Source organism: Alphaproteobacteria bacterium PA2, assembly GCA_002256425.1.
GTDB lineage: Bacteria > Pseudomonadota > Alphaproteobacteria > Caulobacterales > Caulobacteraceae > Phenylobacterium.
Genome location: NKIZ01000001.1, coordinates 734,429 through 759,646, shown reverse-complemented (window position 1 = coordinate 759,646; position 25,218 = coordinate 734,429). Strand labels below are relative to the sequence as shown.

The 25,218-nt window shown below is 64.3% G+C and carries 21 protein-coding genes; 13 read left to right on the top strand and 8 right to left on the bottom strand.

Features of this window, described 5'->3' with window-relative positions:
- The first annotated feature begins 23 nt into the window (after positions 1-23).
- Positions 24-677, top strand: a complete 654-nt coding sequence (locus tag CFE28_03775; protein OYU69195.1) for a molecular chaperone DnaJ — start codon at positions 24-26, stop codon at positions 675-677.
- Here CFE28_03775 and CFE28_03770 read toward each other — a convergent pair.
- Entirely contained in the window at positions 674-1,537 is an 864-nt protein-coding gene (locus CFE28_03770) for a taurine dioxygenase (GenBank protein ID OYU71539.1), read from the bottom strand. The genes CFE28_03775 and CFE28_03770 overlap by 4 nt on opposite strands.
- Before the next feature lie 105 nt (positions 1,538-1,642).
- Here CFE28_03770 and cobS point away from each other — a divergent pair, with 105 nt between their 5' ends.
- From cobS to CFE28_03740, 6 genes are all read left to right on the top strand, one after another.
- On the top strand, positions 1,643-2,647 hold the full coding sequence (gene cobS, locus CFE28_03765) for a cobaltochelatase subunit CobS (GenBank protein OYU69194.1): 1,005 nt from the start codon (positions 1,643-1,645) through the stop codon (positions 2,645-2,647).
- Between the two features lie 140 nt (positions 2,648-2,787).
- Entirely contained in the window at positions 2,788-4,908 is a 2,121-nt protein-coding gene (locus CFE28_03760) for a hypothetical protein (protein OYU69193.1), read from the top strand.
- 78 nt (positions 4,909-4,986) lie between these two features.
- Complete coding sequence (locus CFE28_03755; protein OYU69192.1) at positions 4,987-6,165, top strand: lysophospholipase; 1,179 nt, start codon at positions 4,987-4,989, stop codon at positions 6,163-6,165.
- 50 nt (positions 6,166-6,215) lie between these two features.
- A complete protein-coding gene (cobT, locus tag CFE28_03750) occupies positions 6,216-8,165 on the top strand; it encodes a cobaltochelatase subunit CobT (GenBank protein ID OYU69191.1) in 1,950 nt (649 codons plus the stop codon).
- A complete protein-coding gene (locus tag CFE28_03745) occupies positions 8,162-9,145 on the top strand; it encodes a hypothetical protein (protein OYU69190.1) in 984 nt (327 codons plus the stop codon). The genes cobT and CFE28_03745 overlap by 4 nt, the downstream gene beginning before the upstream one ends.
- Positions 9,146-9,155: 10 nt before the next feature.
- Complete coding sequence (locus tag CFE28_03740) at positions 9,156-9,899, top strand: dienelactone hydrolase (protein ID OYU69189.1); 744 nt, start codon at positions 9,156-9,158, stop codon at positions 9,897-9,899.
- Here the strand turns inward: CFE28_03740 and CFE28_03735 are convergent.
- Positions 9,896-11,839: a beta-galactosidase gene (locus tag CFE28_03735; protein ID OYU69188.1), complete on the bottom strand. Its 1,944-nt coding sequence runs from the start codon at positions 11,837-11,839 to the stop codon at positions 9,896-9,898. The genes CFE28_03740 and CFE28_03735 overlap by 4 nt on opposite strands.
- Here CFE28_03735 and CFE28_03730 point away from each other — a divergent pair.
- The 3 genes from CFE28_03730 to CFE28_03720 are packed head-to-tail and all read left to right on the top strand — an operon-like array spanning position 11,838 to position 14,484.
- A complete protein-coding gene (locus CFE28_03730; protein ID OYU69187.1) occupies positions 11,838-12,839 on the top strand; it encodes a hypothetical protein in 1,002 nt (333 codons plus the stop codon). The two genes, CFE28_03735 and CFE28_03730, sit on opposite strands and share 2 nt — an antisense overlap.
- Entirely contained in the window at positions 12,836-13,582 is a 747-nt protein-coding gene (locus CFE28_03725; GenBank protein ID OYU69186.1) for a 3-oxoacyl-ACP reductase, read from the top strand. Before CFE28_03730 ends, CFE28_03725 begins: the two co-directional genes overlap by 4 nt.
- Complete coding sequence (locus CFE28_03720) at positions 13,582-14,484, top strand: hypothetical protein (GenBank protein OYU69185.1); 903 nt, start codon at positions 13,582-13,584, stop codon at positions 14,482-14,484. Before CFE28_03725 ends, CFE28_03720 begins: the two co-directional genes overlap by 1 nt.
- A 35-nt stretch (positions 14,485-14,519) precedes the next feature.
- Here the strand turns inward: CFE28_03720 and CFE28_03715 are convergent, their stop codons facing one another.
- Together CFE28_03715 and CFE28_03710 are read right to left on the bottom strand one after the other, a co-directional pair.
- On the bottom strand, positions 14,520-15,131 hold the full coding sequence (locus tag CFE28_03715) for a hypothetical protein (GenBank protein OYU69184.1): 612 nt from the start codon (positions 15,129-15,131) through the stop codon (positions 14,520-14,522).
- Positions 15,128-16,012 (bottom strand): hypothetical protein, encoded by an 885-nt coding sequence (locus CFE28_03710; protein ID OYU69183.1) that lies wholly within the window; start codon positions 16,010-16,012, stop codon positions 15,128-15,130. The genes CFE28_03715 and CFE28_03710 overlap by 4 nt, the downstream gene beginning before the upstream one ends.
- 195 nt (positions 16,013-16,207) lie before the next feature.
- Here CFE28_03710 and CFE28_03705 point away from each other — a divergent pair, with 195 nt between their 5' ends.
- A complete protein-coding gene (locus CFE28_03705) occupies positions 16,208-17,398 on the top strand; it encodes a pimeloyl-CoA dehydrogenase large subunit (GenBank protein ID OYU69182.1) in 1,191 nt (396 codons plus the stop codon).
- Positions 17,399-17,462: 64 nt separating this feature from the next.
- On the opposite strand, the gene CFE28_03700 is transcribed toward CFE28_03705, so the two are convergent.
- From CFE28_03700 to CFE28_03685, 4 genes are all read right to left on the bottom strand, one after another.
- Positions 17,463-19,727, bottom strand: a complete 2,265-nt coding sequence (locus tag CFE28_03700) for a TonB-dependent receptor (protein OYU69181.1) — start codon at positions 19,725-19,727, stop codon at positions 17,463-17,465.
- Positions 19,728-19,953: 226 nt separating this feature from the next.
- Complete coding sequence (locus CFE28_03695; GenBank protein ID OYU69180.1) at positions 19,954-21,291, bottom strand: MFS transporter; 1,338 nt, start codon at positions 21,289-21,291, stop codon at positions 19,954-19,956.
- A complete protein-coding gene (locus tag CFE28_03690) occupies positions 21,284-22,048 on the bottom strand; it encodes a phytanoyl-CoA dioxygenase (protein ID OYU69179.1) in 765 nt (254 codons plus the stop codon). The genes CFE28_03695 and CFE28_03690 overlap by 8 nt, the downstream gene beginning before the upstream one ends.
- A gap of 74 nt (positions 22,049-22,122) precedes the next feature.
- Positions 22,123-23,190, bottom strand: a complete 1,068-nt coding sequence (locus CFE28_03685; protein OYU71538.1) for an oxidoreductase — start codon at positions 23,188-23,190, stop codon at positions 22,123-22,125.
- Positions 23,191-23,317: 127 nt separating this feature from the next.
- Between CFE28_03685 and CFE28_03680 the strand changes: the two genes are divergently transcribed.
- Positions 23,318-24,148, top strand: a complete 831-nt coding sequence (locus CFE28_03680; GenBank protein ID OYU71537.1) for an aldo/keto reductase — start codon at positions 23,318-23,320, stop codon at positions 24,146-24,148.
- The gene (locus CFE28_03675) at positions 24,145-25,212 is read left to right on the top strand and encodes an alkanesulfonate monooxygenase (protein OYU69178.1); all 1,068 of its coding nucleotides are present in this window, start codon (positions 24,145-24,147) and stop codon (positions 25,210-25,212) included. Before CFE28_03680 ends, CFE28_03675 begins: the two co-directional genes overlap by 4 nt.
- Positions 25,213-25,218: the final 6 nt, after the last annotated feature.

Genomic DNA, 25,218 nt, shown 5'->3' with positions numbered 1-25,218 from the left:
TTTTACGGCATCATAATCAGGCCATGGCCGGTGCTTTTCAATACAAGCCGAAGTTCGTCGATATACGGGTGCGTCCGCCTTCTCCCGAGGAAGCAGCGCAGTCCGACGACGTCTATGCGCTGAAGCCCGGCGAGAAGGTCTGCGACCATGCCGGCTGCCGGTTGGCGGGCAGCGCCAAGGCCCCCAAATCCCGCGATCTGCCCAATGAACACTACTGGTTCTGCCAGGCCCACGCGGCGGAATATAACCGCAACTGGAACTTCTTCGCCGGCATGAGCGAAGGCGAAATCCGCGCCCGTCAGGCCCAGAGCGCCGCCGGCGACCGTCCGACCTGGGAATTCAAGGCTGGCCGCTTCTCCCGGGAAGCCGCCACCGCCGAGGCTGGCTTCCGAAAGGGCCAGGGCTATCGCGACCCGTTCAACCTCTTCGGCAGCGGTCTGGGACCGAATCGCCCTGCCGCCGCGCCTGAGGGCCGCAAGCTGGGCAAGCTGGAGCGGAACGCCCTGGCGGACCTGGACCTGGACGAAACGGCGGACACCCCGAAGATCCGGGCGCGCTACATCGAACTGGTCAAGCGCTGCCACCCGGACTCCAACGGCGGTGACAGGTCGGCGGAGCACAAGCTCCACCGGGTCATCAAAGCCTACCAGATCCTGCGCAAGGCGCGGATGGCCTAGGCAGGAATCTCGCCGGCCACCGTTGTCCGGTGCATGACCCTCAGATGGCCGTCATAGCCGCCCTTGGCCAGATGCATGGTGCAGCGGTTATCCCAAAGCAGAACGGCGCCCTGGGTCCAGTGATGCCGGTAGATGTATTGCTGCTGGATCATGTGGGCGAAGAGGGAGGTCAGCAGGTCCTGGCTCTCCTTCTCGCCCATGCCCTCAATGCCGATCGTATAGACAGGGCTGACATAAAGCGCCTTGCGGCCAGTCACCGGATGCGTCCGGACAAGGGGGTGGCTGAGCTGGGAGTCGGCCTCTTCGGACACGACGATCTTCATGGTCCGCTTTTCCGTCTCCCGGGCGAAGACCCCTTGTACGCCATAGGCGCGACCGGCTGAGTGCACCGCCCTCAGGGAGGCCAGGTCCGCCTTCATGGTCTCCGACAAATCGTCATAGGCCCGGCGGCCATCGGCGAAGAAGGTTTCCCCGCCCACCGGCGGCGTCACTTCTGACCGCAACAGGGTCGCCGCCGGCGGGGTTTCCATGAAACTCCAGTCAGAATGCCAGCCAGCCCCGAAATTGGTCGCCTTCTCGTCAGGTTCCCGGCGCAGTTCCAGAACATTGGGTCGCCCCGGCATGGGCTGGATGAAGGGATCCTTGCCGAAGGGACCAATGGACTGGGTGAAGGCCTCAAGCTGGTCCAGGGTCAGGGGCTGGTCGCGAAAGCTGAGCACGGCATGTTCAGCCCAGGCTGAATGGATTTCGGCGCGAAGGCTGTCCGGGAGCGGCATTGCGAGATCGACGCCGGAAATCTCGGCGCCGAAGCCATTTTCATGGGGGGTGATCTTCAGTCCGTCCCGCAGACCCGTGCTCATTGCCATGGCGGCAGCCCTCCCCCGTCCCTGGTTTGTTATTTCACCACCCTGCGGCGGCAAACAGCCGTTTGCATCAGGCCGAGAACCTTGTAATCCAAACTCGCCATGACTTCATTAGCCGATACCCAAGACGACAACCTCATCTCGCTTGTCCCCGACAAGAAGGTTTCCCTGCGCGAAGCTTTCGGGGTCGATGACGACATGATGGTCCCGGCCTTCTCGACGCGGGACTCCCATGTCCCCGACATCGACCCGGCCTACAAGTTTGATGCGGAAACGACCCGCGCCATCTGCGCCGGCTTCGCCTTTGACCGTCGGGTCATGGTGCAGGGCTATCACGGCACCGGCAAGTCGACCCACATCGAGCAGGTCGCCGCCCGGCTGAACTGGCCGCTGATCCGGGTGAACCTGGACAGCCATGTGTCGCGTATCGATCTGGTCGGCAAGGACGCCATCGTCCTGAAGGACGGCAAGCAGATCACCGAATTCCGGGAAGGCATCCTGCCCTGGACCATCCAGCGGCCCATCGCCCTGGTGTTCGACGAATATGACGCCGGCCGCCCGGACGTGATGTTCGTGATCCAGCGCGTACTGGAAGCCCAGGGCAAGCTGACCCTGCTGGACCAGAACCGGGTCATCAAGCCGAACCCCTTCTTCCGGCTGTTCTCCACGACCAACACCATTGGCCTGGGCGACACCACCGGCCTCTACCACGGCACCCAGCAGATCAATCAGGGCCAGATGGACCGTTGGTCGATTGTCACGACCCTGAACTACCTGCCCCATGACATGGAAGCCGACATCGTGCTGGCCAAGTCGCCGCATTACGACAACGCCGAGGGCAAGCGGACCATCGCCGCCATGGTCCGGGTCGCCGACATGACCCGGAACGCCTTCATGAACGGTGATATCTCCACCGTCATGAGCCCGCGGACCGTGATCACCTGGGCCCAGAATGCCGAGATCTTCGGCGGCGACCTGGCCCTGTCCTTCCGGATGACCTTCCTCAACAAGTGCGATGAGCTTGAGCGCGGCGCTGTAGCCGAATTCTTCCAGCGCGCCTTTGGTCAGGACCTGCCGGAAAGCACGGCGCGCCTCCGGGTTTCCTGACCTGAGCATCGGGGCCGCTGGAGACCCCTGGAACGGCTCAGCGCCTTGTGGTTCTGAGCTGTTCTCAGCGGCCTATCGGCGATTTACCGTTTCGAGACAGGTCCACGACATACTGCCCTGGAGGAGTACCCCGGGCGGACATGTCGGCGAACAAACACTACAGGCGAACGGCGATGCGGCGCATCGTCATGCTGGGCCTGATCGTGCTTGGTCTGGTTCTGGCCGGAAGCGCGAGCCTGTTCGCCTACATGACCCATCAGTCCGACAGGGCCGAACTGGCGCAGGAGCGCAGGGCGGTCTCAAAGCGCATTGACGCCATGTCTGCGCAAATGATCCGGGACATCCAAACCTTCTGCGCCTGGGATGAAGCCTACAAGTCGCTCGCCGGGCGGGCCGACCTGAGCTGGGCTGACTTCGAGATTGGCCATTACTTCCTGTCCAATCTCAAACAGGATGGCGCGGTTCTGCTGGATTCCAGGAACCAGACCGTCAAGGCCTGGGCGACAAGCGGGTCTGGGATCAGCGCCGAAGCCCTCGCCCAGCTGACCCTCGACCTGCAGCCGCTGATCCGGGAGATCCGCGCCGAGGAACAGGTGAACAGCACGGTTCCCGTCCTGGCGAACAAGGTGGATATCGAAGCAGTTCAGGCGCGGGCCGGGATCGTAAATTCCAACGGCAAGTCTTACCTGATTGCGGCAGGACGGGTTGTCCCCGAACGCCCGACCGTGCGCCGACAGCCCGGGCCGACGCCTGTGACCGTCATCATCCGCAAGCTCGATGTCGACAGCCTGCAGGGCGGATCGGGTGAACTGCCGCTTCAGAACCTCCGTCTTGGCGCCAGGGCTGACAGGAAAGCCACGGCCGAAGTGCCACTGGTGGACATCAACGGGTATGTCGGAAGCACAGTAACCTGGAGCCCCGGGCGGCCTGGCCTGGTCGCCCTGGAGGAAGCTGCCCCGTCAATTGTGCTGGGATTGATCATCCTGACCGCCGCCGCCTTTGCCCTGGCCCTCCGCGTTCAGGGGATCTTCCGTGAGCTTGCCGCCGGCGAAGACGCCCTGGACCGCACCATGGACGCCCTGGTCCGGGCAAAGGACATGGCGGACTCGGCCAATATCGCGAAGTCCCAGTTCCTGGCCAATATGAGCCATGAAATCCGGACCCCTCTGAACGGCATTCTCGGCATGGCCCAGGTCATGGCGCGTCGGGAATTGTCACCTGATCAGGCCGAGCGTCTGACCATCATCAGGGATTCCGGGCAGAGCCTGCTGACCGTTCTCAACGACGTTCTGGACTTTTCCAAGATCGAAGCCGGACGCCTGGAAATCGACAATCACGAGTTTGATGTGGTGGACGCCATGGAGGTCGCCTGCTCGACCTTCAGTCCCCTGGCCAGTCAGAAGGGGGTCGCCCTGAAGCTGGAGGTTGAACGGGACGCCCGGGGCATCTGGCTGGGCGACGGCGCCCGTCTGCGTCAGGTGATCGCCAACCTGGTCTCCAATGCCGTGAAGTTCACCAACGCCGGCGAAATTGTCGTGCGCGTTGAAGCGACAGTCCTTGGTCTGAAGTTTGTCGTCCGCGATACAGGCATGGGCATTCCCAAGGACCGCATCAACGACCTCTTCCAGAAGTTCAGCCAGGTCGACGCCTCGACCACGCGACGGTTTGGCGGCACTGGCCTTGGCCTGGCCATTTCCCGCGAGCTCGTCACCCTCATGGGCGGCCGGATGACCCTGACCAGCGAGGTCGGCGAAGGCTCGACGTTTGCCTTCAATCTTCCCCTCAAACGCTGTTCCGTGGTTACGACCGACGCGGTGACGGCCGAGAGCCAGGATGTGTGCTTCGAGGGGCCACCCGTTCGGATTCTCGCCGCTGAGGACAATGACACCAACCAGCTGATCCTGAAGGCCCTTCTGGAGCCGATGAATGTGGCGCTCACCCTTGTTGGCAATGGCCGCGAAGCCGTTGAGGCGGTCAAGACCGGCGCCTTCGACGTGGTTCTCATGGACATCCAGATGCCTGAGATGAACGGCGTTGAGGCCACAACCACGATCCGCGCCTGGGAGGCCGAAGAAGGCGTGCCCCGCACGCCGATCCTCGCCCTCTCGGCAAATGTCATGAGCCACCATGTCCTGGAATACAAAAGGGCTGGCATGTCCGGAACCGTGCCCAAGCCGATCGAGGTGGGCAAGATGATGACCGCCATCGCCCAGGCCCTTGACGAACTCCGGGACGCCAGCGCCCGATCTGCTGCGGCCTGATCGAACTTAGCGCTGGACCTCCCGACCCTGCGGCGGGATGATTTCTTCATAATCACAAGAACGATTTTTGAGGAAACCATGTTCAGCATGCGTCTGGCCGGACTCAGCGCCGCCCTTGCAATGACAGTGCTCGCCCCTGCCGCCGTCGCCCAGAGCCAGCCCCCCGCCAATGACTATGGCGACAAGACCTCCTGGCTTTGCTGGCCGGGACGGAGCGACGCCTGCACGGGCGACAATTCCTCCACCATCATCAAGGCCAATGGCGACCTGCAGGACGAGGCCTGGAAGGCCGACCCCAAGGCGCCGATCGACTGCTTTTACGTCTACCCGACCGTTTCCAACGACAAGTCGGTCCTGTCGGACATGATCCCGAACGCCGAGGAGACGAGTGTCGTCGAGCAGCAGCTCTCGAGATTTGCCTCAAAGTGCAGGGTCTATGCGCCCATGTACCGCCAGTTCACCCTGACCGCCCTTCGAGCGACAATTTCCGGCCAGGCCCTGCCTGGGGGCATGGCGGCGAATGCACCTCGACCCGACACCGGCTATCAGGACGTGGTCGACGCCTGGAAGTACTATCTCGCCCATGAGAACAAGGGACGAGGCGTCGTCCTGATCGGCCACTCCCAGGGCGCCGGGGTTCTGACCCGGTTGCTGGCCAGCGAGATCGACGGCAAGCCGTCCCAGAAGCTGCTGGTTTCGGCCATACTGGCCGGGACCGGCCTCCCGATCGAACCGGGCAAGACCACGGGACTGCTGAAGTCCATTCCGACCTGCGCAAGCAATACCCAGACCGGCTGCGTCATCGCCTTTGCAAGCTTTCGCGACACCATTCCCCCGCCGGCAAACAGCCGGTTTGGCAGACCGCGTGAGGCGGGCTCAAACATGATCGTCGCCTGCACCAATCCGGCGGGTCTGGCCGGAGGATCCGCCCCGCTCAACGCCTATCTCTCGACAACGGGCAATGGCCAGGACCGGTCCCTGTGGACGTCGAAGGGAACCGCGATCAGGACACCCTTTGTCTCGACGCCCGGCCTGCTGACCGGACAATGCGTTTCAAGGAACGGGTTCAATTATCTTGAAGTCCATGTGAACGCCGATCCCGCGGACCCCCGCCTGGACGACATTCGGGGCGACGTCATGATTGGTCCGAAGGTCAGCGAGGACTGGGGTCTGCACCTGGTCGACATGAACCTGACCATGGGCGATCTGGTGTCTGTGGTCGGATCCCAGTCGAAGGCCTGGCGGATGCGCAAATAACCGCGCGCCGCGCTTTGCCGCGCTGAAAGGTCGGGCTATGAGGGAAGACCATGTCCAAGAACCCTGAAAGCCCGATCGAGCCCTTCAAGCGCGCCCTGGCCAACGCCACGCGCTCCCTGGCGGAGAGCCCGGACCTTGAGATCGTCTATTCGGGCGAGGGTCCGGTCCTGCAGGGCAACCGGGCGGTCCTGCCGCACCCGCCCCGGGACCTGACCCCGGCCGACGCCGCACGCATCCGCGGCCTGGCCGACCAGATGGCCCTGCGCATCGCCAATCATGACCCGGCCATCCACGCCAGAACCCGGCCCGGCTCCGCCGCGGGCCAGCCGGTCTATGACGCACTGGAACAGACCCGCATCGAAGCCCTGGGCGCCAACGCCCTTGGCGGTGTCCGGGAGAACCTGAAGGCGGTGCATGACGCCGCCTGGGCGAAGAAGGTGTTCAACCCGATCGAGGCCCAGAGCAATCCGCCCATAGCCGAGATCGTCTCCCTGATCGTGCGCGAGCGCCTGACCGGGGTCGAGCCGCCCCTTCAAGCCCGCCCACTGGTGGACCTGTTCCGCGCCGACATCGAGTCCCGGGCCGGCGCTGACATCGACAAGCTGATCGATACGGTCGACGACCAGAAGGCCTTCGCCCGGATGGCCCGGACCATCCTGCGGGACCTGTCCCTGGGCGATGACCTCTCCGACGCCCCCGACCAGGCCGACCAGCAGGAAGAGGAAGGCGAAGAGGGCGAAGCTGAAGCCTCGGAAGACGGCGATGAGGGCGACGGCGAAGGCCAGTCCCCGCAGCAGACCTCCATGGACGACAGCGAGGCGACCCACCGCGAGAGCGAGGAAGCCGACAGCGAGATGATGTCCTCGGAAGAGGACCCCAATGCCGAGGACACGGACGATCCGCCAGACATGGGCGAGGGCGACCAGCCGGCGCGGCCAGACCTCAAGGGTGACGCCAAGGCCATCACCTACAAGGTCTTCACCACCGCCAATGACGAGGTGGTCTCGGCCGAAGAGCTGTGCGAGCCGGAAGAGCTGACCCGCCTTCGGGCCTATCTGGACCAGCAGCTGGCCAGCCTTTCCAGCGTTGTCTCCCGCCTGGCCAACAAGCTGCAGCGCAAGCTGATGGCCCAGCAGAACCGGACCTGGACCTTCGACCTCGAGGAAGGGATCCTCGATGTGGCGCGCCTGACCCGGGTGATTGTCGATCCGACCGCATCCCTGGCCTTCAAGGAAGAGGACGACACCGAGTTCCGCGACACGGTGGTGACAATCCTGATCGACAATTCCGGCTCCATGCGCGGTCGCCCGATCATGGTGGCCGCTGTCTGCGCTGACATCCTGGCCCGGACCCTGGAACGCTGCGGCGTGAAGACCGAGATCCTCGGCTTCACCACCCGGGCCTGGAAGGGCGGCTCCAGCCGCGAGGACTGGCTGAAGGCCGGCAAGCCCGCCCAGCCCGGTCGCCTGAATGACCTGCGCCACATCATCTACAAGTCAGCCGACGCCCCATGGCGCCGGGCCCGCCGCAATCTCGGCCTGATGATGCGTGAAGGCCTGCTCAAGGAGAACATCGATGGTGAAGCCCTGATGTGGGCTCACCAGCGGATGATCGGCCGCCCGGAAAGCCGGCGGATCCTCATGGTCATTTCCGACGGCGCGCCCGTGGATGACTCCACCCTGTCGGTGAATTCCGGGCACTATCTGGAACGCCACCTGCGGGAGGTCATTTCCGAGATCGAGAACAAGAGCCCGGTCCAGCTGATCGCCATCGGCATCGGCCATGACGTGACCCGCTATTATCGTCGCGCCGTCACCATTGTGGATGTCGAGCAACTGGCCGGCGCCATTGTCGACCAGCTGGCCGAGCTGTTTGATGAAGAGCCCCGGCGGGTCACCAAGAAGATGGCGAGCCTTCTTCAACCCCCGCCCACGACCCAGGGTCCGCAGGGACCGGTGCGGCGCTCAACCTTCAAGGAAGTCCGGAAGGCCGTCGCGTGAAGACCTGGCTCTGGATCGCTTCGGTTCTCGCGGTTTCCGCCTGCGCCCAGCCCCCTGCAACCCCGGTCGGTCCCGTGGCCGCCGGGCCAGCCATAACCCTGACAAGTGACCCGGTTCCGCTGAATGCGGACAATCCCCAGCAGACCGCCATAGGCGCCTTTGCCTATGCCGGTGGTTTGCATCTGACTTCCAGGGACACAACACAGCTGCACGGTCTCTCGGACCTGCGGGTAGCGGCGAACGGTCAGATCCATGCTGTTACCGATGAGGGCAGCCTGTTCACCGCCCGCCTGGTGCTGGACAGCAAGGGGCGGCTCGTCGGCGCCGCAGATGGCGCCCTGACGCCCCTGACGGGGACGGATGGCCAGGTCCTGCCCTCCAAGCAGGAGTCTGACGCCGAAGGCCTGGCCATGCTGGCATCGGGCGACCGCCTGGTCAGCCTGGAGCGCCACCACCGCATACTGCTATACCCGGCCAAGGGCGGACCGCCGCGTGAAGCCCCCTCGCCCGAGGCGAGCTTTCCTGACAATGGCGGCATGGAAGGTCTGTCCGAGGACCCGGCCCGGGGCCCGGACGCCTATCTGGTCGGTGGCGAAGTATCCGGGCAGACCTGGAGCTGCACCCTGGCCAAGGGATGCACGCCAGGCCGGATCATTCCCAAGGCCGATGACTTCGGCCTGGTGGCGCTGGCGCCCCTGTCTGGAGACCGGCTGGCCTATCTCCTGCGGTCCTGGGATCCCCTGCGCGGCAGTCGCGTCTCCCTGATCATTGCTGACAAGCAGGGTCAGGTGGTCGATCAGCTGGATCTGCAGCGGCCGCTCACCGTCGATAACTTTGAAGGTCTGGCAGCTGTACCGGGCAAGGCCGGGACCATCAGGTTCTACCTGCTGGCCGACGACAATTTTTCTCCAGCCGAGCGCACACTGTTGCTGGCCTTTGACTGGACCCCGCAAGCAGTAAAGCCGACGACTGCCCCATAAGGATTTCCAGATGAGCCGGACAGAAGTCGCCATTGCGACCGTCGACGGCGCCGCGCGCGCCTTCACCTTCACACCGTCCACCGGAGACGGCCCCTGGCCGGGCGTCATCTTCTATATGGATGCGCCAGCCATTCGCCCTGCCCTGTTCGACATGAGCCAGAGACTGGCGGACGCCGGCTATTTCGTCCTGCTGCCGGACATGTTCTGGAGGGCCGGCCCCTATGAGCCGATCGACATCAAGTCCATCAAATCGGATGAAGATCGGCGGTCCATATTCGGGAAGTTCTTCGCTACGACCAGCCCTGAAAAGAGCATGTCCGACACGGCGGCCTTCCTCGACTTCCTGAGCGCCCAACCCCAGGTCAAGGGGACCAGGGTTGGAGTCACGGGTTACTGCATGGGCGGATCTGCGGTGATCCGGGCGGCCGGAAACTTCCCAGACCGGGTTGTCGCCGTCGGAGCCTTCCACGGCAGCAATCTCGCGACGGACGCCGAAGACAGTCCGCATCTTCTGGCTCCGAAGATCAAGGCCCGGGTCCTGGTAGCGGGCGCCGACATGGACAAGGGCTTTGATGACGCCCAGTGCGAGCGACTGGACGCGGCTTTCAAGGCTGCCGGGGTCAATGCGGAGGTGACCATCTATCGCGGCGCAAGGCACGGATATGCGCCGCCGGACATGCCGGTCTATGACAAGGACGCCTCAGAGCGCCACTGGAGCGAACTCCTGGCCCTCTTCGCCGAGACCCTGACCTAGCCGATCCGCCAGGCCGCGACCGCGCCAGGCATCATTTCACGGCCGCCCAGCTGGAAGCTCGCATCTTTCGGTGCAGGCGCCAGACGAGCTTCCGGCGCAAAGTTGACAGCGAAGCGGACGCCGTCCCGATCCCGGGTGCGAACGCCTTCCGGCATGGGATTCAGGGTCAGTCCTGCCTGCGCGGCAACCCTGGCCACCACCTGATCCATCAGGTCAGCCCCGGGCCAGGTGGCGAGATAGTGCCATCTGCCCTGCGACACCCAGGCCGGCTTGCCGTCGTCAAAACGGGCCAAGGGCTCAAGATCCGTCTCGAGGTCATCCCGCCAGAGTTTTGCATCATGGGCGGCGCCCTCCAGCATGACCCTGGGCTCTGCGCCGGGCCGCAGGCTCTCGACCCGCACGACCTTGGCGGAGAGATGAGCCTGCAGGGGACCTGGCCCCAGGTCTGGGGGAATGTGTCCATCCCGGGTCCGCGAGCCGGTTCTCGGCCCACAGACAATCACCGCGCCCGACGCCTCGAACCGGGCGACCGTCTCGTCAGACAGGGTCGGCAGGGTCGGCGCCAGGATCAGATCATAGCCGGACATGTCGCCATCCGGCGCGACCATGTCCACATCCAGACCTGCCCGCCGCAGGGCGCTGTAGGTCTCGAAGGCCAGGAACAGGGCCCGGAAGCCTCTGGCGTGGGGCTGGATCTTCGTCAGCCAGTCGGCTTCGTAGGAAAAGACCAGGGCCACCCTGGCTCGCCGGCAGGGGGCGAGCTCGCCCATGGCCCTGAGTTCCTCCGCCACCTGACGGGCCTCGGTCCCACCCTGGTCGAGGACATTGTCAGGCCGGTTCAGCCCGGCATGCATCTGCTCCTGGGCGAACGGCGCCTGCCGCCAGCGGAAATAGGAGACCAGCTCCGCCCCGTGGGCGAAGGCCTCCCAGGTCCAGGCTCGGACCATGCCCGGAATTGGGGCCGGGTTATAGGTCGCCCAGTTCACCGGCCCGGGCTGCTGTTCCATCACCCACCACCGTCCCTGACCGCAGGCGCGATAGAGGTCATGATGGAAGCCGGATATGTCGGGATGTCCTTGCCGCAGATAGCGCAGCTTGTCCTCGGTTGATCCCCCGAACATTTCGAGGAAGCCCAGGGGATAGGAGTCCCAGGTCGCCACATCGAGATCCTTGCCCACATCGAAATGGTCGAACTCGGTGTAGAAGCCCATGAAATTGTGGACGATGTCCCGGCCCGGCGACAGGCGGCGCAGAATGTCCACCTGCAGACGGTTGAAGCTGACCACTTCGTCCGAAGCAAAGCGGTTGTAATCCAGGCGGTGGCTGGGATTGGCCTCGGTCACCGTCAGGTTCGGCGGCTGGACCTCGTCAAAGCTGCGATAGGCCTGGGACCAAAAGACCGCCCCCCAGGCGCGGTTGAGGGCTTCTACCGACTGATAGCGGGCGCCCAGCCAGGCCCGGAAACGGGCGGCCGCATTGGCTGAATAGCTGATGGTGGTGTCGTGGCAGCCGAACTCGTTGTCGGTCTGCCAGGCGACAACAGCGGGATGGCGGCCATAGCGCTCGCCCATGACCGTGACGATCCGGGCGCATTCCCGCCGGTAACTCTCACTGGAAAAGCAGTAATGCCGCCGGGAGCCGAAGCCCCTTTCCCGACCATCCTCGCCGACGGCCAGCATGTCGGGATGGGCGTCCACGAGCCATTTTGGCGGGGTGGCTGTCGGCGTTCCGAGCACAACCTTGAGGCCCGCAGCCGCCAGGGTATCAACGGCCTGATCCAGCCAGGCCCAGTCGTATTGGCCAGGCTGCGGCTCCATCAGCGCCCAGGCGAATTCACCGATCCGCACATGGGAAATGCCCAGCGCCGCCATCCGCGCAGCGTCGTCGGCCCACATGTCCTGGGGCCATTGTTCAGGGTAGTAACAGACGCCCAGCCGCATGGCGGGAACTCCTGATGAAAGACTGTCTGGGGCACGCAAAAGAAAAGCAGTCTCTTGCGAGTCGGATCAGATTGAAGGAAGGCCTGAAAATGCGCCCTTGGGCAATCTATGGAGCTGCGCTTTGACCGAAGTTCGCTGCGTCGCCGGGGGCGAGGACGAGTTGGGCGAGGGACCGGCCTGGTCCGCCGCCGAAGCCCGGCTTTACTGGTTCGACATTCAGGGCAAGCGGCTCAACTGGCTCTCACCAGGGGATGGCGCCCGGGGCGGCTGGGATCTGCCGGTCCGCGCCAGCGTCGCCGTCCCGGCGGCCGGGGGCGGCCTGGTCCTGGTCACGGAGGCCGGGCTGGGTAGGTTTGACACCCGCATTGGGAAGCTGGACATCGAGGCGCCCATGGACCTTGGCCCCGGCTTCCGGACCAATGACGGCAAGATCGATGTCAACGGCAGGATCTGGTGGAGCAGCATGGACGACGACGGCGGCAAGCGGCCCGGCCGCCTGTTCCGCACGGATCCTGACGGCCAGACCCATGTGGTTCTGGAGGACATCCACATCGCCAATACGGTGTCCTGCAATCCGGAGGGCGACGCCTACTATTTCGCGGATTCGACCAGGCGGACCATCTGGCGTTTCCCCATGTCCGCAAGCGGAGACCTTGGGGAAAGGTCGATCTTCGCAACCACCCTGGAAAGCTCTGGCGCCCCGGACGGTTCGGCGGTGGATGCCGAAGGATACCTCTGGAACGCCCAATGGGGCGCCTGGCGGATTGTTCGTTACGCCCCGGACGGAAGCATTGACCAGATCATCCCCATGCCCGTCGGCCAGCCCAGCAGCTGCGCCTTTGGCGGTCCTGAACTTTCCACCTTATATGTGACCTCGGCCCGGGAGCGGCTGGCGGCGTCGGATCTTGAGTCCCAACCCCTGGCCGGGAGCCTGTTCGCCCTTGAGCCAGGCGTCAGGGGCCTGCCCCTCCCCGATTTTTCCGGAAAACTGATCCCATGAGCGCCACCTATCCCAGTCTGAAGGACAAGGTGGTCTTCATCACCGGCGGGGCGACCGGCATTGGCGCGGCCCTGGTCCAGGCCTTCCATGCCCAGGGCGCCCGGGTCGGCTTCCTTGACCGGGACGAAGCCACCGGTGCAGCCTTGAGCGCTTCCCTGCCCGGCAGCTGGTTCGCCGTCTGCGATGTGACTGACGAAGACGCCCTCAAGGGGGCCGTGACGTCAGCCAGCCAGGCTCTCGGTCCGATCCGGATCCTCGTCAACAATGTTGCCGACGACACCCGGCACAGCGCCGCCGAAGCCGGACCAGAGCTTTGGCGCAGGCAGTTGGCGGTCAATCTCGACCCCACCTTCCTGGCGGCCCAGACCGTCCATGCCGGCATGAAGGCCGCTGGCGGCGGCGTGATCCTGAACCTCAGCTCGATCAACGCCCTGCTGGGACCGGTGGGCATGCCCGCCTATGTGGCGGCCAAGGGCGCCGTGAACGCACTGACCAAGGCCCTGGCCCGAGAGTGGGGCGGCGACAACATCCGGGTCAACGCAATCTCGCCCGGCTGGGTCGTGACCGAGCGGCAGCTGGCCCTCTGGCTGACCCCGGAGGCCGAGGCCGAATGGATGAAGCTGGTGGCCCTGCAAAGGCGCATCCAGCCGCAGGATGTGGCCGCCCTGGCCCTTTTCCTGGCCTCTGACGACGCCGCCATGATCACCGGCCAGAACCACGTCATTGACGGCGGCCGCACCTGATGACTGCAGCCCTCCTGACCTGTGACTGGGGATCGACCCATCTCCGCGCCTGGACCTTTGATCGGCAGGGCCGCGAGGTCGCCCGCCAGGACTTCGACCTGGGGGTCAACCGCCTGAAGCCCGGTGAGGCTGGAGACAGGTTCCTGAACGAGGTGCGTCCTGCGCTCGGCGCAGAGGGCCTTCCAGCCCTGTTGTGCGGCGGAGTCGGATCCAATATCGGCTGGCAGGCTGTTCCCTATGTTGACTGTCCCGCAGACCTGCCGGCCATAGCCGCCGGTCTGGTCTCGCCGGCGGAGAATGTCTGGATTGCGCCGGGCATTCGCTGTGAGAGCCTGTCCCCTGCCGGAGACGTCCTCCGGGGCGAGGAGACCCAGGCCCTGGGCTGGCTGTCTGCCGATCCGGCCCGGCAGGCCGGAAGATACCTCCTCTGCCAACCCGGCACCCACGCCAAATGGCTGGTCATAGAAGACGGCAGGATCGTCCGCTTCCTCAGCGCCTTCACCGGCGAACTGTTCGCGGTCCTGTCAGCGCACAGCATACTGCGCAGCGATGGCAAGGTGCACGACGAGGCGGTGTTCGCAGAGGGCCTTGATGCTGCGGCCGAGGGCGATGGCCTGCTAAACCGGATCTATTCCGCCAGGTCGCGGGTCGCCGGTCGCGGAGCGGACCAGGTGTCCACCGGTTCCTACCTGTCGGGCCTGCTGATCGGCTCTGAAGTCGCCGCGACCCCGAGACTGCTCGGTCTGGAGGGGGCGCCTGTGGTCCTGCTGGGTGCTCCAGCCCTCTGCGCCCGGTACGCCACAGCGCTTGCCCGTCGGGGTGTCGAAACCAGCCATGCGGACGGTGATGACGCCGTGAAGTCCGGTCTCATGGCTCTGGCGAGGATCAGGGGCATGATTTGAGCTGCCTCGGGCGCACAGATCTAGCGGGTGTCGGCTCAAGCCGGCCGTTTACCTGAAAGCTTTTCAAGTCCGCCGGTAATGAGCTGGACGCACATGGCTGTGCCGTCTTCGACCGTGACAGTTCCAGCGGCGACCTGCCGCCCCATGGCCCCGGTCAGGTTCATCAGCGTATCTACCGCCGTAATCGCCGTGACGAGATCGAGCCCGTATTCGCGGCGGACCGCCCTGACGAAGTACCGGATGGTCTGGTCCCGTTCCTCCCGCCGGGAGTGTTCCATCAGCCTGGCGACGGAAGGATCTTCGAGCAGGGGCAGGATGACGGCCCCGCGCGCATGGGTCTGCTCCAGATAGATCCGCGTTGTGCCTTCGACCAGGGCTTCAAGGGTCTGGGCCTTCAGGGCTTCGGCCATGCCGCGATCGCGCAGCTGATCCTGCTCCCGTTGCAGCAGGGCTGTGAGGAGGGCGTCCCGGCTGGGGAAATAGTTGTAGACCAGACCCTTGCTGATCCCCGAGTCCCTGGCCAGCCGCTCCATTGTCACAGCGGCGAGACCCTCCCGCTGGATCAGGTCAGCCGCCTGCTCCAGAATCTGCTCCGCCCGGGCCTGCGGGCTCAGCCGGGTGCGCTTCTGTTCAATGTCAGGGATCATGTCCAGAGGGGAGAAGACCCTTTGATCAACCGGGTCAAGAGCAGCATGCGGGCGACCGGCGGGCCACCGGCCGCCGAGCGGATGGAGCTCTCGAACCAGGCGGCCTCTGTCTTGGGAGATTCCGAGAGCGCCAGGACCTTCCCGTCCGCCAGATAGTCATGATCGACAAAAACCGGGCCATTCAGGAACTGGAGCTCGATGGCGCCGAACATGCCGACATAGGGTCCGTCCACGGTGAACATGGGTAGTTCAACAGCCCTCAGGGCGTCGATGGCGGCCGAAGGCGCCGCCACCAGCCCCCCCATGACGGAGGGATCCACATAACAGTCCATGGGTTCGGTAATCCGCTCGACCCGGGGATTGGTCTTCTGGCTCTCCTGACGGGAAGGTATGTCCGTCACGGCGTCGCCAACCCTGGTCGGCTTGAAGATCCGCAGGTCGGTGGCCGGCTTTACGGATTTCAGCCTCTGCCGGAGTTCAGATTGCTCGTCCGGCGGTCCGACGGTGGCGGTCCCTTCATTGACCCGCACGCCCTCTGGGGTTTCCATCCAGACCCTGGCCCGCAGACCGCCTTCAGGTCTCGGCTCAGCCGGACCGACAAAGGCCTGGACCGGTTCGCCATCGGTGGTCGCATGGAGGAAGTAGAGCGACAGGCTGCCGGTCCGCATCCAGTCCTCGCCCAGGACCTGGATCAGCAGGGGCGGATACTGCTCGAAGTGGATGTTCCCGGCCACGGTCCCGCCCCTGAAGCCCAGTTCCTGGGCTCGGGCGTCGTCGTGGATGGATCCCACCGCATTCTTGGAAAAATTGGTCGGGCGGCGGACTGGTCCGGCCGTCACGCCGTCCCGCACCGTTGTTGCAAATGGCTCATCTTGGCTCATGACGTCCTCCTGCCCGCGCACGATTGACCCCGGTCGCCGCGCTTCTATTGTAGATACCGTACAATAGAGCATGTTCCGATAAGTGGGAACCGGTTATCGGATCGAAGCATGCTCTAACATTTTGAATTAGAGCCTTTTTTATCCCTTGAGACGATTCCGTCTAAAGGGAAAAGGCTCCTGTGGAGACGATTGTCCATGGACCTCGACTTTTCCCCGGAAGACCGCACCTTTCGCGACGAGGTCCGCGCCCTGATCGCCGGGGCTTTTCCCCCCGGCCAGCCCTTTGATGACAGTCGGGCCCACAGAACCCGTTGGCGGCTGGCCATGGCTTCGAAGGGCTGGTCCCTGAACAAGTGGCCGGTCAGGTTTGGCGGCCCGGGCTGGACTCCCAGCCAGAACTTCATCTGGGAGCGCGAGACCACCTCGGTCGGCCTGCCGCCGCAGGTCCCAGGCATGGGTATGGGCATGCTGGCGCCCATACTGTTCGGCTATGGAAGCTCCGCCCAGCAGGAACGCTTCCTGCCCGACATCCGCGAAGACCGGGTTGTCTGGTGCCAGGGCTATTCAGAGCCCGGATCGGGATCTGACCTGGCCTCCCTGCGGACCCGGGCGGTCCTGGACGGCGATGTCTACGTCGTGGATGGCGAAAAGGTCTGGACCAGCGGCGCCCACGAGGCTGACTGGATGTTCTGCCTGACGCGGACCTCTGCCGAAAGCCGGCCCCAGGCGGGCATCACCTTCCTGCTCATCGACATGAAGACTCCTGGTGTGGAGGTGAAGCCGATCATCTCGCTCGACGGCCGCCACGCCTTCAACCGGGTGACCTTTGATGGGGTGCGCGTGCCCGTTGAAAACCGCATTGGCCTCGAGGGGGAAGGCTGGACCTATGCCAAGGGCCTTCTGACTCATGAGCGCACGGGACAGGCCTTTGTCTCCCTGTCCATGACCTTGCTCGGCAATATCCGGAAAGCGGCGAGCCAGATCCCGGGGTCATCTGCAGCGACCCTGCTGGAAGATCCCGGCTTCGCCAGCCGTCTCAACCTGGCGCAGGTGGAGCTTCAGGCTCTGGAAATGACGGAGATGCGGACCCTCTGGGAAGTCGCCGCCGGGTCAGCGCCGGGCGCCCAGTCCTCGATGCTGAAGCTGAAGGGCACGGACGTCGTCCAGCGGATGACCGAGTTCTTCATCGAATGCGCGGGGCCCTATGCGGCGCCCTGGCTGCCCGCCATCGATTTTCCGAAGACTGGCACCCAGCCTGACCCCATCGGCCCCGACTGGGCCCGCCGGGAGATCGCCCGATACTACGAAGCCCGCGCGGCGAGCATTGCCGGCGGCACGGACGAAATCCAGCGCAACATCATCGCCAAGCATGTGCTGAGGCTCTGACAGCAAAAAGCCCGGGGGACGGGATGCGTCCCCCGGGCTTCCGGATCCTGAAATCCTGAAAGGACTAGAAGTCCTTGCGCAGGCTCATGCCGTAGTAACGGTCATTGTCCCGCGGAACGAAGCGGACAACACCCGCCACCGAGCCATAGCCCACGAAGGGCGAATAGTGCTCATTGGCGATGTTCTTGACGATGCCGCGAACCGACCAGCCGTTCTTCACGCCGATCAGGCCGACGCCCGCATTCCAGATCCCGTAGGAGTCCTGGACGGTGTCCGGGGTCTGGGACAGAGAGTACTGGGTCTTGGACTTCCAGCTATAGTCCGTGGACAGTTGCAGGTCGAAGTCGTCGTTGAAGCGGGTGGTGTATTCCGCCTCATAGTGGGTCTTCCACTTGGGCGCGAACGGCAGGGGCTGACCATTGATGTTGCAGCTCACCGGCGACCCGGTGGGGCAGAGGAAGTTGTCCACCTGGGCGTCGGTGCGGGCGAAGGAGAAGCCCAGACGCAGACCATCGATCGGACGGGCGGTGAAGTCACCTTCCACACCCTTGGTCGACACGTCGCCGGCATTGATCAGACGGGTCACAAAGCCGCCGGCCACGATGTCGGTGAAGTTCGCCTGATAGTTCTCGAACTTGGTGTCGAAAATGGCCAGCGAGCCCGACAGCTTGCCGTCGAGAATGCTGCCCTTCACGCCGGCTTCGATGGCCGTCGAGGTTTCCGGCTTGATGGAAATCTCGTCCAGGGCCTGCATGTTGAAGAAGGCGTTGTAGGCCGGACCCTTGTAACCGCGCGAGGCCGTCACATAGACCATCTGGTGGTCATTGATGTCGTACTGCAGTCCGAGGCGACCACTCCAGCCATCCTTGTTGACCGATCCAGCGCTCTGGTGGAACGGACGGATGCCGGTCAGGGCCACGGCGGTGGTGGCGGTGCGGATGTGGTAGTAGCTCAGTTCGTCACGGAGCTGGCGGGCGCCAACCAGTGCGCGGAACTGCGGGGTGAAGTTGAAATTGCCTTCGCCGTAGAGGGCGTAGTTCTTGCTGACGATGCCGTAATTGGCCTGACCGCTGTCGGTCAGGATCGAGGCGCCAACCAGGCGGCGGAGCTCACGCTTGTAAACTTCCTTGGTCTCGGCGTTCATGTAGTAGAAGCCGGCGACATAGTCGAAGAAGCCGCCCTTGGGCGAGGTAATGCGGAATTCCTGGCTACGCTGGATCGAGTCCACCACGCCGTCATCGCGAACGTCCGGGAAGGCCGCGGTGGTGACAGGCAGGTTGTCGAAATCCGGAACCTGATGGTTCTTCCAGAAGCGATAGCCGGTGATCGAGGTCAGGTTCAGGTCGCCCAGTTGATAGTCCAGCTGGATCGAGCCGCCGCCATTGCGGTCCTTGACGGTCGAACCAATGCTGGCGACCGCCTTCTTGTTGTCAGGGCCGGCAGTGACGCCATAGCCGGCCAGCAGGGTGGCCAGACCCGGGTTGGTGGTCACGGCATTGGTCGGATAGGCGACGCGGTTGGTGGACGAGAACACGCCGTTCGGCGCTGATTCCTTGCCGCCGATATAGTCGGCGCCGAAGGTGACCGTGAGGTTCTCATTGGGCGTAGCGATCAGCTTGGTGCGGGCGCCCGTGCGGGTGTAGCCGTTGATCTTGCCGCCGCGCAGGACGTCGGTGACGTTACCGTCGTAGCGAGCCGCCAGGGCGCTGACCAGGCCGCTGAGCTTGTCTTCGATGATCGGGCCGGAGACGCCAGCCTTCAGGCGATATTCGTTACCGGAATAGTAGGCCGCCTCGCCATAGCCGCCGAGGGTGTTGGTCGGATCCTTGGAGACGATGTTGATGACGCCAGCCGAGGCGTTCTTGCCGAACAGGGTGCCCTGAGGACCACGCAGGACTTCGACGCGCTGGACGTCGACCAGGTCCAGGGTGGACTGGCCCGGCCGGCTCAGGACGATGCCGTCCAGAACGGTGGAGACCGAAGGTTCAACGCCGGGCGAGGTGGTGATGGTGCCGACGCCGCGGACAAAGATGGTGCGGTCCTTGTTGGACGCGCCGGTGCGGAAGTCGATGGACGGCACAGTGGCCGCCAGGCTTTCCATGTTGTTCAGATTGCGCTTGGCCATCTGGTCGCCGTTCACGACGCTCAGGGCGATCGGAACCGTATTGACCGACTCCTCGCGGAAGCGGGCGGTGACGGTCAGTTCGTCGACGGTGGTGACATCCTTGGCGGCGTCTGCGGCGAAGGCGGCTTGGGAAACGGCGAGGACGGCGACGCCAGCGAAGAGCGCCGACAGACGGCGGGCGGCCGTGGAAGATTGCATGTTCATGAGAGTGTCCTTTTTTACTCGATGGACCGAGTGGCTCTGACGCCTAGATAGGCGCCATGTGACCAAGCGGAATCCGAGTTTTTCTTTTGAGCGTACGAAGTTTTCTGGAATCGTCTTTTGGCGTGAGCGCCGGTTTCTGCTCCCAGGTTCTTTGACCCTGACTTGCGACGTCAGGGATTATGAACGCAGGAATAACCCAGAATGGGCAAGCAAACAACTCACGGGGCTATTGCCCCGCCGTCGCCCCCTGCATGTCCTCCGGCGCTGCAACCAGTTTGGGAACAAACAGGTGAAGCCAGAGCAGGCCAAGCAGATAGGATACCGCCGCCACGGCCAGCAGGGGGCCATAGCCCATCCCGGCCGTCAGGATCTCGCCGGCGATGAACACGATGGCCATGCCCGCCAGGTTGCCACAGAAGGCCCCGAAGCTTGTGACCTGGCCGACCCTGGCCTTGGGAATGATGTCGCCGATGATCGAGAAGATGCTGACGGAAAAGCCCTGATGGCCCGCCAACATGAAGGCCAGCAGCACAGCCGCCATCCAGACGTTCTGGGTGAGCAGGGCCAGGGGCGCAACGGTGACCATGAGGGCCGACACCAGCATGACCCCCTTGCGCACGGTATTGAGGCTGATCCCCCGGGAGATCAATTGGGTGGAAATCCAGCCAGACCCAAGCGACCCGATTGCTGAACCCAGATAAGCGATCGCCAGGGGCGGACCCAGATCCTTCTGCGCCACATGGAAGACCCTGTGAAAGAAGTCCGGCGCCCAGAACAGGAGCAGCCAGTAAACCTGGTCCGACAGAACCTTGGCGCCGGCGATCCCCAGTGTGCGTCGATCAGACAACAGGTTCCGGATTCCCCGAAGGGCGCCAACAACGCCCCCAGCCGAGCCGGCCGGAGCCGGCGGTTCTTCGTGGTGGGGGAAGGTCAGGCCGCGGGTCGCGGCGAGCCAGCCAATCACCCAGACAAAACCCAAGGCGCCTGCTACGACAAAACAACCCCTCCAGCCAAGTCCGGACCATCCCAGCGCCAGGCTTCCACCAGCGACAAAGGGCAGGACCAGCGGCGTCATGATCGACCCGATCGCCGAGGCGCCATTGGAAATTCCGAACACCACCGACCGCAGGCGGGCGCTGAAAATGCTGGCGATCGTCTTCACGAAGGACGGCGTCCCCATGGACTCCGTAGCGCCCAGGGCGATTCGGACTGCTGCGAACTGCCCGACGGTGAAGGCCCAGCCGTGGGCCATGGCCGCGAGGCTCCAGGCTGCAACCCCGGCCGGAGTCGCCCACTTCACCCCCAGGCGGTCAACGATCCAGCCGACACCGAGATAGGCGATCGCCGCAGAGAACTGGAAGAGGGAGGCCAGCTTGCCATAGTCGGCGTCTGTCCAGTGAAGCTCCTCTTCGATCATCGGCTTGAGCACCGAAATGATCTGGCGGTCCACCAGGTTCAGAATGCCGGCAAGGACGACAAACCCCACAAGGAGCCAGCGCCTCGCCAGCAGCTTGGGGTCGAGCAGGTCGTCGGACGCGGCGTCCCGGTTTGAAATATCAGCCATGGGTAATGTGCTTGCCGTTCAGGAGGAAAGGAACGGCATTGCGGCGCAGGTGGCGCGTGCCGGGGTTGAGCATGACCTCAGGTGTGTACTGGGCCAGATAGATGCGACGCAGGTCAGGAGTCAGATTGGGTCCGGAGGCATGCAGCAGCCGGCTTGAAAAGGCCACGACACTGCCAGCCGGAACCTCCAGGGCCATGCCGTCGCCGGGCTGGTCCCATCCCACCAGATCATTGGTCTTCGGATCGCGGATATGGGGAAGGATCCAGTCTCTCGACTGCGGGACCTCGGTGAAAGGCAGAATGCTGACCGTGCCGTTCTGGACGGTGACATCATCAAGGGTGCACCAGCAGGTCAGATAGGGCGCATGGTCGATAGGGCCGCCATTGCCGACCACGTAGCCGGAGTCCTGATGCCAGCTGAAGGCCGTGCCGCCCTCGGGGCCCTTCACGACATACTGGTCGAGGAAGAAATAGGCGTTGTCGCCCAGGGTCGCACGGCAGATTTCGGCCATGACCGTGCTGAACAGGACGGAGCGCAGGGCGGGCTGCTCCCTCTGGCACTCATTGGCGAAGTAGCGCTTGCCGCGCTGGTTGAGGCCAAGCTGATCAGAGCCGGCGGCGTCCATGCGGGCGTCCTCACGGGCGATGAAGGCGCCGCACTGTTCCCTCAGTGTCGCAAGGAGATCGCCTTCCAGCACGCCCTCGAAAATGGCGTAGCCGAAATTGGCGAACTGAGCCCTCTGGAATTCGTAGACCATGCTTCCTGCCCGGTAGTGCCTGTATGGGAGTCTTTGCTCCCCCTGATCATCCCCAGATCAGGGCCCTGCGCAAACTAAAACCCGAACTCTGACATTTCGACGACCCGCTTCTCCTTGGCGCTGAGTTCGGCCGCCGCGCCCATGGCCACAGCCACCAGCCCGTCCTCGGCGGTCACCTGAACCGGTCCCCGGCCGCGCACGGCGTCAATGAAGGCTTCGATCTGATAATAGGTCGACCCATGGTGGGTGCCGGCCTCGAGAATGGTCGGGTCCACCGGAACATGGGTGCGGACCGGGGTCTTCGGAGATCCAAGGGGAACCCGGAGAGAATGCACCAGATCGCCGGAGGGGATGAAGGCTTCCAGCTTGGCCTTGTCGCCCACCGCCGTCAGGGCCTCCTGCTCTTCCGAGCCTTCAGCAAACATGTTGAGGTCCAGCAGGGCGCGGGTTCCGTTGGCGAAGTCCACCACGGTGAAGCTGTTATCGATGATGTCGGGCTTCTCGCCGCCATAACGCTCGTCCTGATGGTTCACGTCCATGGCGCCGGAGCAGAAGACCCGTACCGGCTCGGCGCCAATGATCAGACGCATGAGGTCGAAGAAGTGACAGCACTTCTCCACCATGGTGCCGCCGGTATTGCGGGAGAACCGGTTCCAGTCGCCCACCTTGACCAGGAAGGGGAAGCGGTGCTCGCGGATGGACAGCTGCACCAGCCGTCCGACCTCCCCGGCCTTGATGGCGTCGATGAAGCGGGCGGCCGGCGGCATGAAACGGTATTCCATGCCGGTCCAGAAGACGGCCTTGTGCCCCTTCGCCTGCTCTGCCGCCCAGCGGGCGTCTTCCACGGTGGTGCAGAGGGGCTTCTCACAGAGGATGTGCTGACCGGCGGCGAAGAGGGGCTCCAGAACCTTGCGATGGGTATAGTTGGGAGAGACCACAAGAACGCAGTCCAGCTCGGCCTTGGCCAGCATGTCCTCGACGGTCTCATAGGTCGGAACCTCGTGACCCAGCTGCTTGACCCCCCGCTGGCGGGAGTCCTCAACCGGATCCTGCAGGGCGACAATCTCAGCCTCCGGGTGGAGTTTCAGGTTGCGGATGTGCTCGCGACCCATCATTCCAACGCCTACAATACCAAAGCGCAGCTTGCTCATCTCGCTGTCCATCATCTCTTCTTGGGAGGCGCGTATGCCCCATTCTGATCTTGGCCTGTCGCATGCCCGCCGCGCGCTCGGCAAGAGCGGGCTGACAGTTTCCCCCCTTGCCTGGGGCATGTGGCGCTTCAAGGGCGCGGACGTGAAAGCGGCGAGGGCTCTCGTCGAAGCGGCCCTGGACAGCGGCATGGACCTGCTGGACACCGCCGACATCTACGGCCCGGACAATGGAGAGCCCTTCGGCGCGTCCGAACTGCTTCTGGGCAAGGTCCTGGCCGAGGCCCCCGGCCTTCGGGACCGGTTTACCCTGGCCACCAAGGGCGGCATCGAAATGGGCGTGCCTTACAATTCCAGCCCGGAATACCTGACCTCGGCCGTAGAAGCCTCTCTGACCCGGCTTGGCGTCGAGCGGGTGGAGCTCTGGCAGATTCACCGCCCCGATCACTTGGCCCATCCTGCGGAGATCGCCCGGACCTTCGAGACCCTGCGCGCCCAGGGCAAGGTGGCTGAATTCGGCGTTTCGAACCATACAGCGGCCCAGGTCGCAGCCCTGCAGGCCCACCTGCCCTTCCCCCTGGTCTCCACCCAGCCCGAGTTCTCGCCCCTGGCGATCGAGCCTCTTTATGATGGCGTGCTGGATCAGGCGGTGGAGCGGAATCTGGCCGTCCTGGCCTGGTCGCCCCTGGGCGGCGGGCGGCTGGCTTCGCCGCAGGACGACCGGTCCAGGGCCGTGGCCGCAGAACTGGGCAAGGTCGCCGAGCGCGCCGGCGTTTCCGTGACAGCCGCTGCCTATGGCTGGATCATGGCCCATCCCGCCCGGCCCATTCCCATTGTCGGATCGCAACAGGTCGCCCGAATTCGTGAGGCGGCCGAGGCCCTGACCTTCACCTACACCCGTCCCGAGTGGTACGCGGTTCTGACCGCAGCAAGAGGAGCGCCCCTGCCATGAATCCCTGTGAAGTCGCCTGGTTCAGCGCCCTCTGTGATGATGACTATGAATTCCTCGGTGCGCCAGACCCCAGGCTGCATGCCAGCTTCGACCATTGCCGGAATATCGCCCTGACGGCGGAGAGCGGCGGATTTGACAATCTGCTGCTGCCGTCCGGCTACGCCCTGGGCATTGACTCCACCGCCTTCGCCGCCGCCATCGCCCCCATGCTGAAGCGCATGAAACTGCTGCTGGCCATTCGCTGCGGCGAAATGTGGCCACCCCAACTGGCGCGGCAGCTGGCGACCATCAATCAGATGCTGGGCGGCAGGCTGACCATCAACATCATTTCGTCCGACATTCCGGGCGAGACCCTGCCTTCCGCCCCGCGCTATCAGCGGACCATCGAGGTCATGGAACTGCTGAACCAGATCCTCAGCGGCCAGGCAGTCGACTATCAGGGCGAGTTCTACAAGTTCAAGCTGGACCCGCCGCGCATCGCGACCACGATGAACCAGCGCGTGCCGCTTTACTTCGGGGGCCTGTCCGAAGACGCCCGCGAGGCTGCCGCAAAGGTGGCCGACGTTTATCTCATGTGGCCCGACACCATGCCCGCTGTGACCGAAATCGTCACCGACCTGACAGCACGGGCCGCGAAGTATGGCCGCAAGCTGAAGTTTGGTTACCGGGTCCATGTGGTGGTCCGGGAAACCGAATCCGAAGCCCGGGACGCCGCCAGCCGGCTTCTGTCCAAGCTGGACGACACCGAAGGCGAAGCCATCCGGAACCGGTCCCTCGACAGCCAGTCCTATGGCGTGCGCCGTCAGGCGGAACTGCGCGCCGGCGCCGGCCATGACGGCTATGCCGAAGACAACCTGTGGACCGGCATTGGTCGGGCCCGTTCCGGCTGCGGCGCCGCCATCGTCGGGGATCCGGATCAGGTCCTGGCCAAGCTGAACGCCTATCGGGCCATTGGCATGGACGCCTTCGTCCTCTCCGGCTACCCGCACGCCGCAGAGGCCGACCTGTTTGCGCGTCATGTCCTGCCCCGGCTGGACCACGCCCCCCTGACCATCGAGCCCTAGGACATC

What these genes read in the sequence shown, in the direction of transcription:
- CFE28_03725 (OYU69186.1), top strand. Translation starts at nt 12,836, where the DNA reads ATGAGCGCCACCTATCCCAGTCTGAAGGACAAGGTGGTCTTCATCACC.
- CFE28_03680 (OYU71537.1), top strand. Translation starts at nt 23,318, where the DNA reads ATGTGGCGCTTCAAGGGCGCGGACGTGAAAGCGGCGAGGGCTCTCGTC.
- CFE28_03695 (OYU69180.1), bottom strand. Translation starts at nt 21,291, where the DNA reads ATGGCTGATATTTCAAACCGGGACGCCGCGTCCGACGACCTGCTCGAC.
- CFE28_03720 (OYU69185.1), top strand. Translation starts at nt 13,582, where the DNA reads ATGACTGCAGCCCTCCTGACCTGTGACTGGGGATCGACCCATCTCCGC.
- CFE28_03740 (OYU69189.1), top strand. Translation starts at nt 9,156, where the DNA reads ATGAGCCGGACAGAAGTCGCCATTGCGACCGTCGACGGCGCCGCGCGC.
- CFE28_03675 (OYU69178.1), top strand. Translation starts at nt 24,145, where the DNA reads ATGAATCCCTGTGAAGTCGCCTGGTTCAGCGCCCTCTGTGATGATGAC.
- CFE28_03700 (OYU69181.1), bottom strand. Translation starts at nt 19,727, where the DNA reads ATGAACATGCAATCTTCCACGGCCGCCCGCCGTCTGTCGGCGCTCTTC.
- CFE28_03735 (OYU69188.1), bottom strand. Translation starts at nt 11,839, where the DNA reads ATGCGGCTGGGCGTCTGTTACTACCCTGAACAATGGCCCCAGGACATG.
- CFE28_03715 (OYU69184.1), bottom strand. Translation starts at nt 15,131, where the DNA reads ATGATCCCTGACATTGAACAGAAGCGCACCCGGCTGAGCCCGCAGGCC.
- CFE28_03755 (OYU69192.1), top strand. Translation starts at nt 4,987, where the DNA reads ATGTTCAGCATGCGTCTGGCCGGACTCAGCGCCGCCCTTGCAATGACA.
- CFE28_03775 (OYU69195.1), top strand. Translation starts at nt 24, where the DNA reads ATGGCCGGTGCTTTTCAATACAAGCCGAAGTTCGTCGATATACGGGTG.
- CFE28_03690 (OYU69179.1), bottom strand. Translation starts at nt 22,048, where the DNA reads ATGGTCTACGAATTCCAGAGGGCTCAGTTCGCCAATTTCGGCTACGCC.
- CFE28_03705 (OYU69182.1), top strand. Translation starts at nt 16,208, where the DNA reads ATGGACCTCGACTTTTCCCCGGAAGACCGCACCTTTCGCGACGAGGTC.
- CFE28_03770 (OYU71539.1), bottom strand. Translation starts at nt 1,537, where the DNA reads ATGAGCACGGGTCTGCGGGACGGACTGAAGATCACCCCCCATGAAAAT.
- cobT (OYU69191.1), top strand. Translation starts at nt 6,216, where the DNA reads ATGTCCAAGAACCCTGAAAGCCCGATCGAGCCCTTCAAGCGCGCCCTG.
- CFE28_03730 (OYU69187.1), top strand. Translation starts at nt 11,838, where the DNA reads ATGGCGGGAACTCCTGATGAAAGACTGTCTGGGGCACGCAAAAGAAAA.
- CFE28_03760 (OYU69193.1), top strand. Translation starts at nt 2,788, where the DNA reads ATGTCGGCGAACAAACACTACAGGCGAACGGCGATGCGGCGCATCGTC.
- cobS (OYU69194.1), top strand. Translation starts at nt 1,643, where the DNA reads ATGACTTCATTAGCCGATACCCAAGACGACAACCTCATCTCGCTTGTC.
- CFE28_03710 (OYU69183.1), bottom strand. Translation starts at nt 16,012, where the DNA reads ATGAGCCAAGATGAGCCATTTGCAACAACGGTGCGGGACGGCGTGACG.